This window comes from Paenibacillus sp. GP183 (assembly GCF_900104695.1).
In the GTDB taxonomy this organism is placed as follows: Bacteria; Bacillota; Bacilli; order Paenibacillales; family NBRC-103111; genus Paenibacillus_AI.
Genome location: NZ_FNSW01000001.1, coordinates 5,073,523 through 5,092,627 on the forward strand (window position 1 = coordinate 5,073,523; position 19,105 = coordinate 5,092,627).

Annotated in this window: 13 protein-coding genes and 1 pseudogene; 11 read left to right on the top strand and 3 right to left on the bottom strand. The window is 44.3% G+C overall.

The window, feature by feature from the left end; translation table 11 throughout:
* Positions 1–75 precede the first annotated feature (75 nt).
* Positions 76–1,161: a lactonase family protein gene (locus tag BLV33_RS25130; RefSeq protein ID WP_090798076.1), complete on the top strand. Its 1,086-nt coding sequence runs from the start codon at positions 76–78 to the stop codon at positions 1,159–1,161.
* Positions 1,162–1,213: 52 nt separating this feature from the next.
* On the opposite strand, the gene BLV33_RS25135 is transcribed toward BLV33_RS25130, so the two are convergent.
* Positions 1,214–2,197, bottom strand: coding sequence for an aldo/keto reductase (locus BLV33_RS25135; RefSeq protein ID WP_090798078.1), 984 nt, complete (start codon positions 2,195–2,197; stop codon positions 1,214–1,216).
* A 131-nt stretch (positions 2,198–2,328) separates the two neighbouring features.
* Between BLV33_RS25135 and BLV33_RS25140 the strand changes: the two genes are divergently transcribed.
* Positions 2,329–3,495, top strand: coding sequence for a metallophosphoesterase (locus BLV33_RS25140; RefSeq protein WP_090798079.1), 1,167 nt, complete (start codon positions 2,329–2,331; stop codon positions 3,493–3,495).
* Between the two features lie 94 nt (positions 3,496–3,589).
* Positions 3,590–3,727 (top strand): annotated as a pseudogene (locus tag BLV33_RS30265) (class II aldolase/adducin family protein); the annotation flags it as partial.
* A gap of 82 nt (positions 3,728–3,809) precedes the next feature.
* Here the strand turns inward: BLV33_RS30265 and BLV33_RS25150 are convergent.
* Complete coding sequence (locus BLV33_RS25150; RefSeq protein WP_090798081.1) at positions 3,810–4,184, bottom strand: hypothetical protein; 375 nt, start codon at positions 4,182–4,184, stop codon at positions 3,810–3,812.
* Positions 4,185–4,305: 121 nt separating this feature from the next.
* Positions 4,306–5,790 carry a PAS domain-containing sensor histidine kinase gene (locus tag BLV33_RS25155; protein ID WP_090798083.1) on the bottom strand — a complete coding sequence of 495 codons (1,485 nt, stop codon included), beginning with the start codon at positions 5,788–5,790 and terminating at the stop codon, positions 4,306–4,308.
* Between the two features lie 183 nt (positions 5,791–5,973).
* On the opposite strand from BLV33_RS25155, the gene sigK reads away from it, so the two are divergent.
* From sigK to BLV33_RS25195, 8 genes are all read left to right on the top strand, one after another.
* Complete coding sequence (sigK, locus tag BLV33_RS25160; RefSeq protein WP_090798085.1) at positions 5,974–6,675, top strand: RNA polymerase sporulation sigma factor SigK; 702 nt, start codon at positions 5,974–5,976, stop codon at positions 6,673–6,675.
* A 1,678-nt stretch (positions 6,676–8,353) separates the two neighbouring features.
* Positions 8,354–10,165 (top strand): sensor histidine kinase, encoded by a 1,812-nt coding sequence (locus BLV33_RS25165; RefSeq protein WP_171909297.1) that lies wholly within the window; start codon positions 8,354–8,356, stop codon positions 10,163–10,165.
* A 4-nt stretch (positions 10,166–10,169) separates the two neighbouring features.
* Positions 10,170–11,813 carry a response regulator gene (locus tag BLV33_RS25170; protein WP_090798089.1) on the top strand — a complete coding sequence of 548 codons (1,644 nt, stop codon included), beginning with the start codon at positions 10,170–10,172 and terminating at the stop codon, positions 11,811–11,813.
* Between the two features lie 113 nt (positions 11,814–11,926).
* Positions 11,927–13,297 carry an ABC transporter substrate-binding protein gene (locus BLV33_RS25175; RefSeq protein WP_253187168.1) on the top strand — a complete coding sequence of 457 codons (1,371 nt, stop codon included), beginning with the start codon at positions 11,927–11,929 and terminating at the stop codon, positions 13,295–13,297.
* A gap of 77 nt (positions 13,298–13,374) precedes the next feature.
* Complete coding sequence (locus tag BLV33_RS25180; RefSeq protein WP_090798091.1) at positions 13,375–14,292, top strand: carbohydrate ABC transporter permease; 918 nt, start codon at positions 13,375–13,377, stop codon at positions 14,290–14,292.
* 50 nt (positions 14,293–14,342) lie between these two features.
* Positions 14,343–15,182 (top strand): carbohydrate ABC transporter permease, encoded by an 840-nt coding sequence (locus tag BLV33_RS25185; protein WP_253187271.1) that lies wholly within the window; start codon positions 14,343–14,345, stop codon positions 15,180–15,182.
* Between the two features lie 55 nt (positions 15,183–15,237).
* Positions 15,238–17,124: a beta-L-arabinofuranosidase domain-containing protein gene (locus BLV33_RS25190; RefSeq protein ID WP_090798095.1), complete on the top strand. Its 1,887-nt coding sequence runs from the start codon at positions 15,238–15,240 to the stop codon at positions 17,122–17,124.
* A 100-nt stretch (positions 17,125–17,224) separates the two neighbouring features.
* A complete protein-coding gene (locus BLV33_RS25195; protein WP_090798097.1) occupies positions 17,225–19,054 on the top strand; it encodes a glycoside hydrolase family 127 protein in 1,830 nt (609 codons plus the stop codon).
* Positions 19,055–19,105: the final 51 nt, after the last annotated feature.

A 19,105-nucleotide genomic window follows, 5' to 3' on the forward strand; every position in this document is an offset into this window, starting at 1 on the left:
ACTATTTTGTTCCCATCAATTGGCATGGTATGCTTAAAGAGTGGGTACATTGTATAACGGAGGGGAAGTTGTTTAATGGAGCAAATTATGAAAGAAATTCTCGTCTACATTAGTTCTTATACGCAAGAAAATCCGGTCGGTATTCGACTGTATGCTCTGGAGCTGGCTACCGGGAAACTCCATTCACTTGGACACGGGATTCAGTTAAGTCAAGCGTCTTACATGGCTATAGACTCCAATAGGATGAAGCTGTACGCGGTAAGCGAGACCGGGGAGTATGAAGGAAAAGCGGGAGGTTCCGTCGCAGCGTACGATATCGATGCCAAGACGGGACATTTGACATGGTTGAATCAAAAACCGACTTATGGCGGAGCGCCTTGCTTCGTAAGTCTGGATCAGACGGGCAGTTGTTTGTATGTTTCCAATTATAGCAAGGGAAACGTTTGTGCATTTCCAATAGTAGAAGACGGCAAGCTTGGCGAAGCCAGCGATATTCATCAGCATGAAGGCGAAGGTCCGAATGTATCGAGGCAGGACGGACCTCATGCGCATTCGATCACGCCGGACTACAATAATCGCTTTGCGATAGCTGCCGATCTGGGAATCGACCAATTGGTGATCTACGACATGGACATCGCAGGGCGAAAATTGAAACAGCATAGCGAGGTTCATCTCCAGGCAGGAGCGGGACCAAGGCATATCGCTTTTCGTCTTAAAGCAAGCTGTCTTTATGTGCTGAATGAACTGAACTCAACAGTAACAGCCATGAGATATGATCAAGCAGAAGGGAAAGCTTCACCCATGCAGACGATTTCTACACTGCCCAGAGAATTTAAGAGTGAAAACACAGGCGCAGACATTCATATATCTCCAGATGAAAGGTTTCTCTATGCATCGAATCGCGGGCATAACAGCATAGCTGCTTTTGCCATTGAAGAGAAAAGCGGAATGCTGACCGCTATCGGCCATTATTCGACTCTTGGAGAGACACCGCGAAACTTTGCCATCACGCCGGACGGAGAATACCTGTTAGCGGCGAATCAAAATTCGGGCGATGTGCGGGTATGGAAAATCGATCGAGCCAGCGGTGAGTTGATCGATACAGGGCATGCTGTGGAGGTGCCGCAGCCTGTATGTATCAAGATGCTGGCATTAGTTTAAGCATAAAAAAGAGCCAACTCCCGAGAGTTGTCGGGAGTTGGCTCTTTGCCGTTTAATATGCGCCGCGGATGCTGGGGTGCACCTCGCTTGCGTACCAATCGCGCAGCCGCTGCTGCTCTTGCTCGGTGAATGGCGGAACCTGCGCTGCGCGCAGATTGTCGAGCACCTGAGCTTCATTCCTGAAGCCCGGTATGACACAGCTGACCCCGGCTTGATCGAGCAGCCAGCGCAATGAGGCGCGCGTCATGCTCTCTCTTGCTTCGGCGATCCAGCCAAGCTGGCGGCTAAACTCCAGCCCTTTGGCAAAGCCAAGGCCGCCAAACGTTTCGCCGACATTGAACTGCTCGCCATTTTCATTAAAGCTGCGGTGGTCATTGGCTGCGAACCGGGTATCGTCCTTGAATTTGCCGGTCAGCAGCCCGCTCGCCAGCGGTAAACGGACCAGGATGCCCATGTTCCTGGACTGGGCAGCCGGAAGGAGTTCATCCAGCGGCTTTTGCCTAAGCAGGTTGAAAATAATTTGCAGCGCGCTGACATTCGGCTGCTCCATGCAGAACATTCCTTCTTCCATGGTTTCTACACTAACGCCATAATAACGAATTTTGCCTTCGGCCTTCAATTTATCCAAAACCTCAAAAACAAGCCCCTGCTTCAAAATCTCAAAGGGAGGGCAGTGGATTTGATACAAGTCAATGGCTTCCCGCTCGAGCCGCTTCAAGCTGGCTTCGCAAAAGGCGCGCACCGATTTTTCCGTATATACCTCAGGATTATGAATATCAGCACTTCGGCAAAATTTAGTAGCAATATGGATATCATATTCTTTGCCTTTTGTAGCTTGAGCAAGCAGCTTTTCACTGTGACCATCGCCGTATACATCAGCCGTATCGAAGAAATTAACCCCCTGGTCGATGGCCGTTTGCAAAGCTCGAAGCGAATCGCTGTCTGAAACATTTCCCCATGAGCCGCCAATGGCCCAAGTCCCAAAACTAATCTCGCTCACTTGTAAATCTGTTCGTCCAAGCGATCTGTACTTCATTATTCTTTCCTCCTTCTTTCAAATAGAAAAGCTGCCTCAAGGTGCACACTATGATCATACGGTTCAGGGCTGCCTTGAGTCAATCGTCACTACTAAGCTATAATGGAGTCTGGAGATAAGGCGGGTGCGGAATGAGAAGAAGAGGATTTGTCGTCATCATAATGATCTTTGTTGGTATTTTTGGCCTGATCAATGGATATGCGGGTTTGAGGATCTGGGAATGGCTTCATGCCCTTGCGCCTAATTTGAACGGCTGGTTTTTTTGGACCCTGCTGTGGCTGATTGGATATTCATTTGTCATTGGGCGTTTTACTGCGGCTTATCTTCCAAGGCCAATAGTGAGTTTGTTTACGATAGTGGGGGCATACTGGTTTGCTATTTTACAGTACACCATTCCCTTTCTCCTTTTTATCGATCTGATTCGGATTCTCAACCAATGGATCGGCATTTTGCCGAATTCCTTTATGCAAGATCCTCAAACGGTAACCTATACAGGAACAGCCGTTTTTATACTTGTGCTTATCATTCTGCTATATGGAGTATGGAGGGCACGAAATCCAATTGTGGTTCGTTATGAAGTGGACATCCCGAAACATGGGGGAACGCATAAGGAGCTTCATATTGCTGCGGTATCGGATACACATGTGGGAACCATAAACGGGAATCGCAGGCTGAGGCACATGGTGAATATGGTCAATGAGCTTAAACCGGACATGGTGCTTATCGTGGGAGATCTGATTGACGATGACTTTCATCCTTTTGTCAAACAGAAGATGCCAGATCAATTGAAGTCGTTAAAATCAAATCTGGGGACTTACTCCGTACTGGGCAATCACGAATATATAGCAGGCCATTTGGATGAATATGCTGCCGAGTTGGAGAAAGCCGGTGTTCGTCTGCTGGTTGACGAGGCGGTGCAAATCAACGACAGCTTTTATATAATCGGAAGAGATGACATATCGGGAAAAGCTCATCATGGCCGTCCTCGGAAGCCGCTAAGTGAGCTTGTTAAGGAGCTCGATCCTCAAAAGCCGCTCATTATGATGGATCATCAGCCTTACCGATTGGATGAAGGATTAAAGGCAGGGATTGATCTGCAGTTATCCGGACACACACATCGAGGCCAGATGTATCCGTATCATTTTATTACCCGTAGAACCTATGAGCTGGACTGGGGATACTTATATAAAGAATCGATGCATGTCATCGTTTCTTCAGGCTTTGGCACTTGGGGTCCACCAATACGAGTCGGCAACATTCCGGAGGTTGTCAGTGTGAAAGTACGCTTTACTGATTAGAACAGTTCAGCTTATTTTGAGCTGTTTTTTCTTGTGAGTTATCGATAACTCTACTATAATAATCATCATCAAGCTTATTAAAAAATGAGGAGGATTATTGGAGGAGAGCGCCAAAATTTACTTGATTGCCAAAGCCGTAGGCACCCCAAGAGTGTTGACCGATGAAGAATACAAGGAAATTCAATCGCTGGAAAGTGAAGCGTACCGTGTTCAATTGCTGCAGCAAATGAAGTTGTCTGGGGCACAAAACAAAGAAAAGACCCGGCTGAGTGGGAGCTGTCAACGTCCCAACGGCCGGGTCTTAATTTTGTTTATTATTTTAAAGTATCCTCTACGCTGCGTTCGAATTGGTCGTGTTTCAAAAATCCCTTGAGTTGGTTCTGCCTTAGCTTCGTAATCGATACCGATTTGGTATCCTCATTCTTAGGTCCAAAGTAGACACGATTGTCTTGAATCATCTGAACCTTCTTGAGATTGGCGAAGCAATCCGTATTCACCTTGAAAAAATCAGTGCTCGACATCATGCTGCCAAGTTCATCGGACGACACTCTCCGTTTAACATTAAAATTTTTGCCGTGAAAGCTGACGAGCCCCCGATCCTTAATGCGAAAATACAGGATGTCTGTTTCCAATATGAAATCTTCATAGCTATTACGTCCTTCAAACGTGTCTTCAAGCGTTACATTCATATGAATTCCTCCTTGATTAAATGTTAACGCAAAATTTGAAGCGCTTTCATTTTAACATATTCCAGATATAATATAAAGGATAAATATACCAGTTCTTGTACAATTAAACGATGCATGTGCCTTATTTCATCGATGCGGATAAGCGTGCTGTTTTGTTCAAAGGCAATAAGATATTGACGGTGGTGCCCTGGTTGAGCTCACTTTCAAAGAACATGGTTCCTCTATGAGCTTCGACGATGTTGTAGCTTACCATCAAGCCCAAACCAATTCCTTTTTCTTTTGTTGTGAGAAAGGGTTCCCCCAGTCTTGGGATTTGATCCTTTGGAATACCGCAGCCTTGGTCTATGAACTGTAAAACTACATGGTTGTTTTGAACATTAGCTTGAATCCTTAGTGTTCCACCATTCGGCATGGCTTCTATCGCATTTTTAATAATATTCAAAAAAACCTGTTTTAACTGAGGCTCATCCCCATAAATCGGTGTCAGGTCTGCATCCAAAGACATGTTGATTTGGACCTTATTAATAATAGCCTGAGTATCAAGAATGGATATGATGGTTTCCAATATAGTTTTCAAATGATGTTCTTTAAACTCCACAACTTGCGGTTTTGCCAGCTGCATAAATTCATTCACAATAAAATTGATACGCTCTAATTCATCCAACATAATGTCAAGATACAGCTTGCTTTCCTCATGTCTTTTCATGAGCAGCTGAGTAAAGCCTTTAAGCGAGGTGAGTGGATTACGGACCTCGTGGGCTACCCCGGCAGCCAATTGTCCGATGGCCGAAAGCTTGTCGGTTTTTCTAAGAAATTCATCATTTCTTTTTCTGGCCGACAAGTCACGTATAACGCTCTGAATGACAGAGTTTCCCAAGTAATTAAACACGACCGCGCTGGAAATTTCTGTTTCGATCAATTGTCCATCGAGGCGTACTAAATTGTAATATATGTATTCCACTTGAATTTCATCGTTATCGAATTGTAAGAGACGGTTTTTTAATATTTCATGTTGATCAGGATGTATAAAGTCAAATATGGAGCTTCCTATCAAGTCATCCTGCTTGTTTGCGCCAAACAATTCCTTGGCGGAGTCATTCAGATAAACGAGAATTCCATTGCTGTGGACAACAATGGGTTCAGGCGACATTTTTATTAGATGCCGATAACGTTGTTCATTTTCAAGCAAGGCATGATCGGTTTCATTTTTTTCAGTAACATCCCTGCATAACAGCGCTAAGGCTAAATTCCCGAGATAAGTTATGGGCACAAATTTCACCTCGACCGTGATGATCTTGCCATCCAGTCGAATAAGCTTGATCTCAATGAGTTCAGAGGGTTTCCCTTGTTTGAAAAGCAAGGTATTCCGGATTTCGTTTTGTTCGAGATCATCGGGATGAATAAAATCAACTAATTGCTGGTCAATCAGTTGTTCTTGATTTTCCGCACCGATCATTTTTACGGCAGAGGGATTTGCATAAATAATCAAACCATTGCTTTGAACGATAATGGGCTCAGGGGAAAGCTCAACAATTTCTCGGTATTGTACATTTGAAAGATGAATGTTTCTTTTGCGCTGAATTCTGGCGTTTGGATTTTCTCCCATTTTTACCTCAAGCAATTTGGAATTATGATATAAAAATTATACTTTTAATTGTAATGAATTGGAAGGTATTAATTTAAATCCGCAGCTTTCCAGCCATATAGAGAATTAGATAATTTCGTACTTGCACTTCTAGGCACTTACCCACATATATATAATACCAATATCATCGTGGGGGTGGCTGCATTGCCTGGTCTTTTTTCAGCAATTGCATTATTTATCAAAGAAGTAACATTGCTTGTTTCTTACGTGAAAAACAACGCTTTTCCCCAACCTCTTGCTGAAGATGAAGAAGAAAAACACTTGCGGCTCATGTCCGAAGGAAATCAGTATTCGCGAAATTTGTTGATTGAGCATAATTTAAGATTGGTTGCTCACATCGTCAAAAAATTCGACAATACGGGGGAAGATCTGGAGGATTTGATCTCGATCGGGACCATCGGGCTGATCAAAGCGATCGAATCGTTCTCGCCGAATAAGGGCACCAAATTGGCTACGTTTGCAGCGCGTTGTATCGAGAATGAGATCCTGATGCACCTAAGGTCATTGAAAAAAACTCGGAAGGATGTATCGCTGCACGACCCTATTGGGACAGACAAAGAAGGAAACGAAATCACCTTGATCGATATTCTTGGAACAGAAGCCGATGATGTCGTAGACAAGGTGCAGCTTAAAATTGAGAAAAGCAAAATATATAAAAATTTAGATATATTGGATGACCGGGAAAAGGAAGTCGTGATGGGGCGGTTTGGCCTTGAGCACGGTGGAGAGGAAAGGACGCAGCGGGAAATTGCGAAGGAGCTGGGGATTTCGCGCAGCTATGTGTCAAGGATTGAGAAGCGAGCGCTCATGAAGCTTTATCATGAGTTTTATAAGGCGAAGCGATAAGGGAGGGGGATAGAATTTGATCGAAGCGCATATTGCCTTGATGGCAATATGCGCTTTTTTGGCGCGCCAAGCATAGGCGCTAGCCTGGGTTTAAGTCATAATTGGCGAAGGCAGTTATAGCTGTCCATAAAACTGACGGTAACACATGAGATCATGAGGAGCCAGCCTCGAGCTCGATAAATGGGAGGAATTTTATTGCTAGAACTATGTCCGGCTCGAGGTCACGACTCACAAAAAACTTTTTTGTTACTTTTTAAAAGAAGATTGGGCTTTAGGTTGGCCTTTAGCCATAAAAATCCCCTCCGGTCTACAGTGTATTAAGCCCATGATATGAACTCTTTTTTGACGTCTACCGAAAGAGGCTATGACCAAGACAGGTTGTTTTTCTTTTTCAAAAACAAGTTCAAGAAAATTTTTCTTACATAAAATACGGACGGTGGGTGAAGATGTAATGGGGCGTACAAGAGATCCAAATCGAGATAAATAATTTGAAATTTAAAAAGCTTCCAACGGTGACACGGTCCAAGCCCGGACGGAAAAAAGCTGATGTAGGTGTACAGACTACAGTTGAAGGTTTGATCGTTTCCTATAAGGTAAACGGAGAAAGCATATGTGATCTGGTGCCATGCCATAATGGAGGAAACCGTCCATGGTTGCGTTGTCCAAAATGTCATCGTCATGTAGGGAAGGTTCATTTAAACAGTTAACACTTCCTCTGCCGCTATTGCAATAACCTGGCTTATCAATCGCAACGGGAGAATACCTCAAGCTGTCATCTAAACAGGTTTAAATCCATTGGCAAGCGGTTAGATGGCTCCATAAATATAATAAAACCATTGCCGGTAAAGCCGAAGGGAATGCATCGAAACACCTATATTCGGTTGCTAACCCAATCACACATTATGCTCTTGAGTGTGAGTCAAGCGATCTCTAAACACTATAAATCACACGGGAGACGCTAATTCCCACTATTCCAGCTCTAACCTAAGGGGTCGGCGTTATTTTCGCTAAAAGGATGGGGCTGGACCCTTTCGTGCGACGAGAAGATTCGATTGATCCTCTTACATCCAATATATTTTGGGCGAAATGCCGTTCGACTGACCTGAACGAGCAGGTCTCAATCAAATCAGGGAAAAGCAATCCGTCAGCAGGCTTGTCATAAAATGTTCGTGGAGGTTTACAAGATTCGACGCCATTTTTAGCGCGGAAGAAGTATGATCTTCCTAACAATCTATTGTAGTATTGGGGCATCTTAGATAATAATTGGTGTTTAGATATAGTTGATTATTGTAGAAATCCCCAAAAATTGATGAGTTTACAGTTGCATTTTTATTATAAAAGCCAAATAAATAAAAACGTCGGTACTTGCAAATCGTTTCTTCGGAAGTAACAAAAAAATGGGAGTAATAATCAATTTTGCAGCGCTTCAAGAACACTTATGTCAAGCCCTCGGAGTTATTCGAGGGCTTAATAATTTATTTGGAACTTGAAGAGAATCTATGAAGATTTTTGTCATTTGTCGGTCGGGAGGCTTAATTTCCGGAAAAATAGTTGCAAGGACGTTCTCGAAATAAATATGGATAACAGCGATATTGTTGATAATTTGTCCTTATTAATCATATACATGGCCTCTATTCTATTTTTTCAAACCAAAGGAGCCAACCGGGAGGGATTTCTATTGAAAGTTTTTTTTGAATTGTTTAGCCTGAAAAAAATCCGGGGGAAATTTTTCATTCTGACAACGATTCTTACAGTCATCCCCATGCTTTGCCTAAGCTTTGCAGTGTACAAAATATCGGCCAACAAGTTGGTAAATAATGCTGAATTACATGCTTTTTCATCACTTGATATGGGTGAGCATTATCTAGACCGCCTAATTGTGGATGAAAATGACCTTTTCAATGTGATTATCGGCAATATGCAAATCCAATGCTCATTAACCGGAGCGATTGATCAGGTTTGTTCTTCCGTCAACATCGAAGACAACATTGAATACAGCTACATCCGCAATTCCAATAAAATAAACAATGCCATGAACACTATAACCGTTACAAAGTCGTATATCGTAAGTTATATGATTTATGACATGACGGCTCCGCCAGACATGCGGATATACGGTTCTTACATACGTCCGGAAAAAGCGCAAAAATGGTACGATGAATTGCTCTTAGTCGGATCGAGCATCATCAAAAACAGCGAATCGCTTGACCCAAATGATGATGCAAACGATCGGATGGTTATCGGTAAAATTTTGAGAAAGACGCATGGTGACAACGGAGTCATCGGCTTTGTTCTTCTGGAATTAGATAAAACGAAATTTTTCGAAGGGCTCTCCTTTCTTAATCCTACGAAAGAGTCACGGTTTTTTATATCCGGAAAATCAGGAGAGATCCTCTATATTCTGCCCGGAATAAAAGAACATGGTGATGATGAAGTCATGCGAAAGTTGTACGAATCCGCACAGTCGGTTGAGCATCGGAACCGTGAGTTTGTTCCAGTTGGAAGTAAATATATTGCTGCCTCCGTAAATAATGAACGTGTTGATTGGTCGATAACCAACGTGATTGAAGCTTCGAATTTATACAAAGATGCAGGACTGATTCGCATCATATTTATCCGTTTTTTTCTTGGCACGATTGTCATCGGCCTCATACTAGCCAATTGGATCAGCGGCACGATCAGACGACCCTTGAACCGCTTGGCACTTTTAATCAAATTGAATACCAACCGAAAGAAAATCCATCTGGTCAAGTTTGACCCAACGGATGAGGTCGGCCAGATCGGCCAAAGCTTTCTGCGGATGATAGAAGAAAACAAGGAGCTCCATGAACAAGTGTATAGTGCTTTACTTAAAGGGAAGAAGGCAGAGATCCAGGCACTGCAGGCGCAGATCAATCCTCATTTTCTATATAATACGCTTGAATCGCTCAATTGGCTGGCAATCTCCCGTAAACAGTTTGAGATAAGTGAGGTCATCAGTTCTTTGGGCAAATTTTTTCGGAATACGATCAACAGAGGCAATGAGCTGATTACAGTGAGAGAAGAATTAGAGCATGTCCAATCCTACATACGGATACAAAAATTTCGCTATGTGAATAAGTTCGATTTCTTCCTCAATTTCGAGGAAGACCTGTCTGCCTATTATGTACCCAAATTCATTCTTCAACCTATCGTTGAGAACTGTATTTATCACGGATTAAAGCAATTAGAGAGAGAGGGAACGATCGTCATTTCGGGGGAAGAGGTCGGACGGACGCTTGTTTTCAACATTACCGACGATGGGAAAGGGGTTCAACCAGAGCAACTGGAGGAAATTAACCGAGCGCTGGATAAAGAAGAAACCGGTCTTATCTATGGATTAAAGAACGTGCATGACCGCTTGAAACTTCGCTTCGGCGAAGGATATGGTGTACATATTTACAGTGAGCAGGACACTTATACGACGGTTTCTTTGAATATCCCGATGATTACCGATCCTAAGGAGGAATAGCACCATGCCGCAGGCAATTAAAGTTTTTATCGTTGATGACGAATTTCATATTAGAAACGGTATCCAGGAATCTGTGCCCTGGAGGGAAATGTACATGGAAGTGATAGGCGAGGCGGAAGACGGCAACAGGGCAATCAAGCTGTACGAAGAGCATCTGCCGGATATAGTGCTGCTGGATATTAATATTCCTGGAAAAAATGGACTGGAATTCGCCCGATTGATCAGAGAACGGAATGAAAATACGCAAATCATCTTTTTGACCGGATACGATGATTTTCATAAAGTCAAAGAGGCTGTTTCGTTGCAGGCTTCCGATTATTTGCTTAAGCCGGTATCTTACGGCGAATTGATACAGGCTCTCGAAAAAGCCGCAGGTCAGATTAACGCTGAACGGGAACAACTCTTCTTCATGGATGAACTGAAACAAAAAGTCAGTTTGTACAAGCAGGCAGCATCGGAACAAATTCTGCTCGATTTTTTGCATCGAGGTGCAAACACGGAAATCATGAAACAATTGCATGAAATGGGTTTGATAACTGATACAAAGGCGTGCTATGGAGTTCTTTGTATCGATATTGACCATTTTTACGATACTATGAGGAACGTTTCCCAAGGCGACCGCCAACTGTATCTTTATGCATACCGAAAGCTGGCACTGGAGGTTCTGGAAGAGGAAAACAATACAGTGGATAACGGAGGTATTACGTACGGGCATGTACTCAGCTTGAGTGTAAGCCGACTTGTCTTGTTAGTTCAAACCAAGGGTAATCCTCTTACGGCAGCTGAAAAAGCACCAGATCGTGACCTGATAGATTTAGCCAAACGTCTACAGGAAACTTATAGAGCTTATTTGAAAATTTCAGTAAGTATCGGGCTAAGCGGCACTGTAATGGATGCCCATGTACTTGATAATGCTTTTCGTGAAGCCCTTGAGGCTGTGGAGCATCGCACGATAATCGGAAGCGGCAATATCATTCCTTATCGACAGATCGACCCGTCGGTAAGTAGAGGCAAGCAGCTTCTTAACAAGGAATTATTTTTTCTTAGCGAAATCCGTGCCGGTTCCGATATCCTGAACATTGACATTCTAAAGGAATGGTTTTCTGAAATCCGCTCCATGCCGCTTATCGATGCGAAGGTGATCGCCTCCCAACTTGTCGTATTTGTTCTGAGGATACAGGAGGAATCGAGAACTAGGAATACAATTTGGACCAACGACCCGTTTGTGAAAATATCCGAAATTGAAACGGTAGACAGCCTTCTTGAATTTTTATCCGAATTCTTGATTATAGTCGTCAATTCCATTCGAACATCTAAGGAAACACCTTCAGTCAAAATTATAGAACAGGCCAAACAATGGATTCGCGATCACTCGTTGGATGAAACCAGTCTAACGGCGCTTGCTTCCCATCTCCATTTGAGTCCCAATTATTTATGCTCTTTGTTTAAGCAGACCACTGGCGAAACCTATATGGAGTTAACTACACGTATACGATTTGAAAGAGCACGTGAGCTTTTGGCCAACACATCGTTAAAAATGCATGATATCGCCGCAAGCATTGGTTTTTCCGATGCCAACTATTTCAGCATAGCCTTTAAGAAGCATCAAGGTGTCAGCCCTAGCGAGTTCAGAAAACGCAATCTGTAAATGAAAAAATCTTCGTAATATATTGAAGACAATCTTAATTTATTCTATAGTTCAACTGATCCCATTTGAGGATAATGAAAGCGTAAACAAAAAATATGAAAGGGGCACTACAAATGAAGGCACAAAGATCGTGGTTCATTCTCCTTCTCGTTTTCGCTCTCATGTTAGTAACAACAGCTTGTTCAACCACTGGGGACAGCACAAAATCGAAGGATGGCGGGGGTTCTAGTAGTGGACCAGTAACGTTAAAATTCATGTTCTGGGGCAGTGCATTTGAAAAACAGGCAGTTGACAAAATGGTAAAGGCATTCGAAAGTTCCCACCCGAATATAAAGATCGATGCACAGCAGGTAACCGGCGATTACAACACTAAAATTAATACGTTAATGGCAACGAATGAGCTTCCTGATGTCGCTTATCTCGGGGAACCACTGGCACTTAAATGGGGCGAAGAAGGCAAAGTACTCGATATGTCGCCTTATTTGAAAGCATACCCTCAGCTTGGCAATCGGATTCCACAAACCTACTACTACTTCGCTCCCGGCAAGACGGTGGGCACAAATACGGCAGCAGAAATAATAACCATGTACTACAACAAAGACTTGTTTAAAGAGGCGGGAGTTCAATTACCCCCAAGCAAAGCAAGCGAAGCTTGGACGTGGGATCAGTTTGTCGAAACTGCAAAGAAGCTGACTAAGGACAAAAACGGTAAAACTCCGTTGGATGCAGGATTCGATCCGAAAAATATCGTGCAGTACGGCGTGTCGGTCCCTACTTGGTCTGCCGGTTGGTATCCGTTCCTCCTAAGTAACGGGGCGGACATTACCAACGAAGACGGAACCAAATACACGATGAACAGCCCCGAAGCGGTTGAGGTATTCCAGAAGCTGCAGGATTTGATGTATAAGCACTTTGTTGCCCCTACGGCAACTCAACAGCAAAACATGCCAGCAACCAACGTTCGTTTGCAGACGAAGAAAGTTGCCATGGCGATTGACGGGCAATGGTCACTGCTTGACTTTGCATCCACTAAAATGAATTTCGGTATGGGTGTTCTACCCAAGTTTAAAACAGCCAAAACGATGCTTTTGGGAGCACCGACCGTTATTTTCGCAAATACAAAGCATCAGAAGGAAGCGATGGAATTTTATTTGTATCATAACGATCCGGAGCAGGTTGATTTGTACGCCAAAGGTTTGTGGATGCCTCTCGAGATGAAGTACTACGATCAGCAGGAATACATCGATAAATGGACTAAAAATGACGTGCACCCGACGGAATTCAAAGATGCCATTATTGATTATACTTTGAAAAATGCTGAAGGGTCGCCGTCATATTCTCTTAAGAACTTCGCAGAAATTGACCCGAAGATTACCGCAGGTTTGGATAAAATATGGACGAATTCCGCTCCGGCAAAGCAAGTGCTCGATGATCTACAAAAAACTATCGAACCCTTGTTGAAAGGCAAATATTCAAGGAAATAATCAATTTATTCCCAAAAGAGAGAGTCCTTATTCTTTCAAAGGACTCTTCTCTATCATGTTAAGTAGGAGGAATTATCATGAATAGTACCGCCAGTCGCCGTGCATCAGGAATTGAACGTATGGAAAGGAAATGGGGAATCATTTTAGCTTTGCCGGCGATACTGGGCTTCTTCATTTTTACCGTTGGCCCTATGCTTGCTTCACTTCTGTTCAGCATGACCAACTGGAATATCGGCGGTGAATTCCGCTTTATCGGCATAAACAATTACAAACATATGGTGACGGAAGATGAATTGTTCAGCAAATCGTTGTTTGTCACTGTCTATTATACGCTGGGCAGTGTGCCGCTGGGTATTTTAGGTTCGTTTATCGTTGCGCTGTTACTCAACCAGAAGGTGAAAGCTCTACCTATTTTTAGAACAATCTTTTATTTGCCTGTTCTAGTACCGAGTATTGCCAATACGATGCTGTGGTTGTGGATCTTTAATCCCGATTTCGGATTACTAAATTCTTTGTTAAAAAGCATAGGACTTCCCGTATCACAGTGGATTTATGGTGAAAGTACCGCGATTCCGTCGCTAATTCTCATGAGTACATGGGGTGTTGGCAATGCTGCAGTTATTTTCCTGGCGGGGCTTCAGGGGGTGCCGAGTCATTTATACGAAGCTGTCGAGGTTGACGGAGGCGGTATGCTAAGAAAATTTTGGCATATTACGCTGCCATCGATGACGCCGACAATTTTCTTCAATGTCATCATGGCAATGATAGGTACTTTCCAAGTGTTCAATGAGGCCTATGTCATGACAAACGGTGGTCCCAACAACTCGACGCTGTTCTATATTTTTTACTTGTACCGTACGGCGTTCACTGAAACGAAGATGGGCTATGCCTGCGCGCTGGCATGGGTGCTTTTTTTAATCATTATGGCTATGACCGCATTGGTATTCCGCTCGTCGAAGTTTTGGGTTTATTATGAGGGGGAGGGGAAAATATGAACGTTCACGAGACGGCACTCTCCGATATGGAAATGGGACTACGTCTAAGGATGAGGGGTAGAAAAAGGAAATCGTTAAGTTTATTTGTGAGTTATACCATACTCATTCTCGGTAGCATCGTCATGCTGTTCCCCTTCGCCTGGCTTCTGCGCAGCTCCGTAATGACGACCAACCAAATCTTCGTTTTTCCACCCGAATGGATTCCGAGTCCTTTTGCCTGGAGTAATTATAAAGAATCTCTCACTATCGTCCCGTTCAATCTTTTCTTCCTCAATACGATGACAATTGAATTGTTTGCCGTATCAGGTATCGTCATAACCAGCGCCATGGCGGGTTACAGCTTCTCTCGTTTGCGCTGGCCGGGTCGTAATTTAATGTTTGCGCTACTGCTCAGCACGCTGATGCTGCCATATGCGGTTACGCTCATTCCAACGTTCATGTTCTGGAAAACAGTTGGAGCCATTAACACATTTTTGCCGCTAATCGTCCCCGCCTGGTTCGGGGGAGGGGCATTCAACATCTTTTTGCTGCGCCAGTTCTTTATGAACATTCCAAAAGATTTGGACGAGGCCGCATATATGGACGGGGCCAATCCGTTCACCGTATTATGGCGAGTCATTTTGCCTTTATCCAAACCAGCTCTTATAGTAGTCGTTATTTTTTCATTCATAGGTATTTGGAACGATTTTCTCGGTCCACTCATCTATCTGAGCGATGACCATAAATTTACACTTGCTATCGGGCTTGCCTCCTTCAAAGGCTTATACAACGCGCAATGGGGTTATCTCATGGCGGCGTCGTCAGTCATTGTCGCGCCTATCATTGCCTTGTTCTTCATCGGACAGCGATACTTTGTTGAAGGGATTACCTTGACAGGCATTAAAGGTTAACTTACGGAAATTAGTATCAAGTTATGAGAGAAGAGAAACGTTTAGGAGGACGACGATGAATCTATATCAAACGGCATTTGAAGCGCTCCCACTTGGGAGCATTAAGCCTAACGGATGGTTAAAAAACCAGCTCCACATTCAAGCTGACGGACTTACGGGGCATTTAGAGGAGCATTGGGCAGATGTAGGACCGAAAAACGGGTGGATTGGAGGAAACGGTGAAAGCTGGGAAAGAGGACCGTATTATTTGGACGGATTGATACCTCTGGCTTATCTTCTGGAAGACGAACGGTTAATCTCCAAAGCGAACCGTTGGATAGAGTGGAGCCTTAAAAGTCAACAAGAAAACGGAAATTTCGGCCCTGTACGCATTGAAACTGTCAATAACGATGTCGACAAGAGTCAAGACTGGTGGCACTACATGATCATGTTGAAAGTGCTGACTCAGCATGAAGAAGCCACAGGCGATGAGCGGGTCATACCGTTTTTAACAAAATACTTCCATTATGTCAAAAGTATGATTGCTGAGCGGCCTCTAAGTGGTTGGGCGGAAACGCGAGGTGCTGAGATGCTGCTGAGCATCTTGTGGCTGCATAAGCGCACAAAAGAAAGCTTTTTGCTCGAGCTGGCTCAAATTATAGCGAAACAAACGACCGACTGGACCGATATTTTCCATGACTTCCCCTTCTGGCGTAAAGTTGAGCAGTGGGATTGGAGGACGCATGTCGTCAATGTGGCTATGGGATTGAAAACCCCGGGTATAAAGTTTCAACTGAGCGGTGATTTGAAAGAGAAGGAAGCGGTTCATCGCGGAATTGACAGCCTGATGACCTACCATGGGCAAGCGCATGGGATGTTTTCGGGGGATGAATGGCTGTCCGGCACCCATCCGAGCCAGGGAGTAGAGCTATGTGCCGTTGTGGAATACATGTTCACAATGGAAAATTTGGTTCGTATTTTCGGTGAAGGACGATTCGGCGACATTTTAGAAAAAGTCGCTTTTAATGCTCTGCCTGCAGCCATTTCTGTGGATTGGACTTCACATCAGTACGATCAGCAGGTAAACCAGATTGTTTGCAATGTCGCACCGCGTAATTGGAGCAACGGAGTGGATGCGAACCTTTTTGGCTTGGAACCAAACTTTGGATGCTGTACGGCGAATATGCATCAAGGCTGGCCGAAACTGACTTCCAATCTATGGATGACGGACGGAAAAGGCGGTCTGGCGGCGGTTTCCTACGCACCTTGCACCGTGTTGACGCAAGTTGGTTCTGGCGCAACAGCCCGCCTGCTGGTTAGTGGGGAGTATCCGTTTCGCGAAGAAGTAATGATGACCCTGTCGCTGGATCGTCAGGAGCGGTTCGCTATTTCGTTTCGAGTGCCACAGTGGTGCAGTTCTCCAAGTTTATCGATAAATGGGGTGAGTATCTCTTTAGATATTGTGGACGGTTACGCGAAAATCGATCGAGAATGGTTTAACGGAGACGATATCCATCTTAAATTGCCAATGGAAGTATATATTGCCTCCCATAACTTGTATGCCGTCAGCGTGGAGCGAGGGCCTCTCGTCTATGCACTTCCAGTGAAAGAGAATTGGCAACGTATAGTAGAGCGTGAAAAGTTCCATGATTGGGAAATATACCCAGTATCTCCATGGAAATACGGCCTGATATCAGATGCTGTTTTTGAAGTGGTAACGGCTGAAGTACCTTATCAACCGTTTGATGCAGCGCATACTCCCTGTCGCTTGAAGACAATCGGCAAACTGGTCCGCGACTGGAGAATGGAGGGAAACAATGCGGGTACCCCGCCGTTGAATCCGAAGACGGATGGGCAGCCGGTAAACGAGTTGGAACTCGTACCTTACGGAAGTGCGAAGTTACGGATCGGTGAATTCCCGTTAATAGGCAAACGTACAGCAGTTAAACAAGTGCAAAAATGAGCGAAATTTACAACGATGAACATATGCCACAGGCTGATAGTTGCAGCCTGTGGAATTAAAAGCGAGTTTCATTTTCAGATTGAGAGGAGTTTTGCATTTTATGTTAAATGGCAAAAATGCTTACCAAACGTTTGGTCATATCCCTTTTACCAACGTTTCACTTGAAGATTCATTCTGGGCACCGCGATTGCGGGTGTATAAGGACATCACGCTTCCGGTTTGTTTGGACCAATGCGAACGTACAGGGAGAATTACCAACTTTGCGAAAGCGGCGGGATTAATGGAAGGAGAATTTGAAGGAATATATTTCAACGATTCTGATCTATACAAAGTGCTGGAAGGCGCCGCATATTCCTTGATGACGCATCCCGATCCCGCAATTGAGGCACGCATTGACACCATTATTGATCTTATTGTTGCAGCGCAAGAGGAAGACGGTTATTTGATGACATATTTCAGCCTGAAGGCTCCCGACAAGAAGTGGTCAGACATGGAAAAGCATGAAATGTACTGCGGCGGTCATTTGATCGAGGCTGCAATCGCATATAAGCAGGCGACCAATAAAACCAAGTTGTTGAATGTGGCTTGCAAGCTTGCCGATCATTACGATACAACTTTCGGACCCGGTAAGCGGCATTGGGTTGATGGGCACGAGGAGATCGAGCTTGCGCTCGTAAAGCTATTTAATGAGACGGGGGAAGAGCGTTACTGGCAGCTTGCGCAGTGGCTGCTTGAGGAAAGAGGTCACGGACACGGTGTAGGTATGATCTGGGAAAAGGAAGAATGGGGACCGAAGTACTGCCAGGACGACAAACCGGTACGAAATATGTCGGATGTGGGAGGACACGCCGTTCGCGCGATGTACCTGTATACCGCTATGGCGGATGTAGCCTCGATGAATGGGGATGCCGGTTACTTGGCTGCATTGGACCGACTTTGGGACAGCGTTGTGCGTCGTAACATGTATATAACAGGCGGTATAGGTCCGTCCAGGCATAACGAAGGGTTTACTGAGGATTACGACTTGCCAAACGCATCGGCTTATTGCGAAACATGCGCGTCAGTTGGTATGGTGCTCTGGAATCACCGGATGAACCTGCTTCATGGTGACAGCAAGTATGTGGATATAGTTGAAAGGGCTATGTACAACGGGGCAATCGCCGGTGTCTCACTGAGCGGCGACAAATTCTTTTATGTGAATCCCTTGGCATCTGACGGTCATCATCACCGTGTCGAATGGTTCGACTGTTCCTGCTGCCCAACACAGATCGCCAGATTTTTGCCATCAGTCGGGAACTACGTCTATGCTGCATCGGAGACGGGAGTTGTAATCAATCTGTACATACAGGGCTCCGGAATGATTGCACTTGGAACCAACTCTGTTGAATTGACACAGAAAACCGAATACCCATGGGATGGCCGAATTGACATAACGGTAAATCCGAAGCAAATCCGCGAATTTGATATTCGCCTTAGATACCCAGGTTGGTGTCAGGGAGCGAGTGTTCGTATTAATGGTGAGTTGCTTGAAAACCCAGTAATGGAAAAAGGCTATATTAAGGTTTCCCGGGAGTGGACGACCGGCGATACGGTTAAACTTGATCTGGAAATGCCAGTTAATCGGGTCAAGTCCCATCTGAAGGTCAAAGAGAATGAAGGAAAGGTGGCCTTACAGCGTGGCCCTCTCGTTTACTGTTTGGAGGCAGTCGATCAACAGGTACCGATCAACGACATATCGATTGGTCCGGAAATGAACTTTTTTAAAGAGAGGATGAAAGAATTGCTCAATGGAGGATGGATTATTCGTGGAAAATGCGGTTACGAGCAGAGTGAATTAACTGCAATTCCCTATTACGCCTGGGATAACCGGGAATCGGGTCCTATGGCCGTATGGCTTCCGGAGATCTTAAAGGATAAGCTATATGTCTAAAATCATTTTATCTAGGGGCAAGTTTGGAACTGGTAAATCAAACATTAAGAG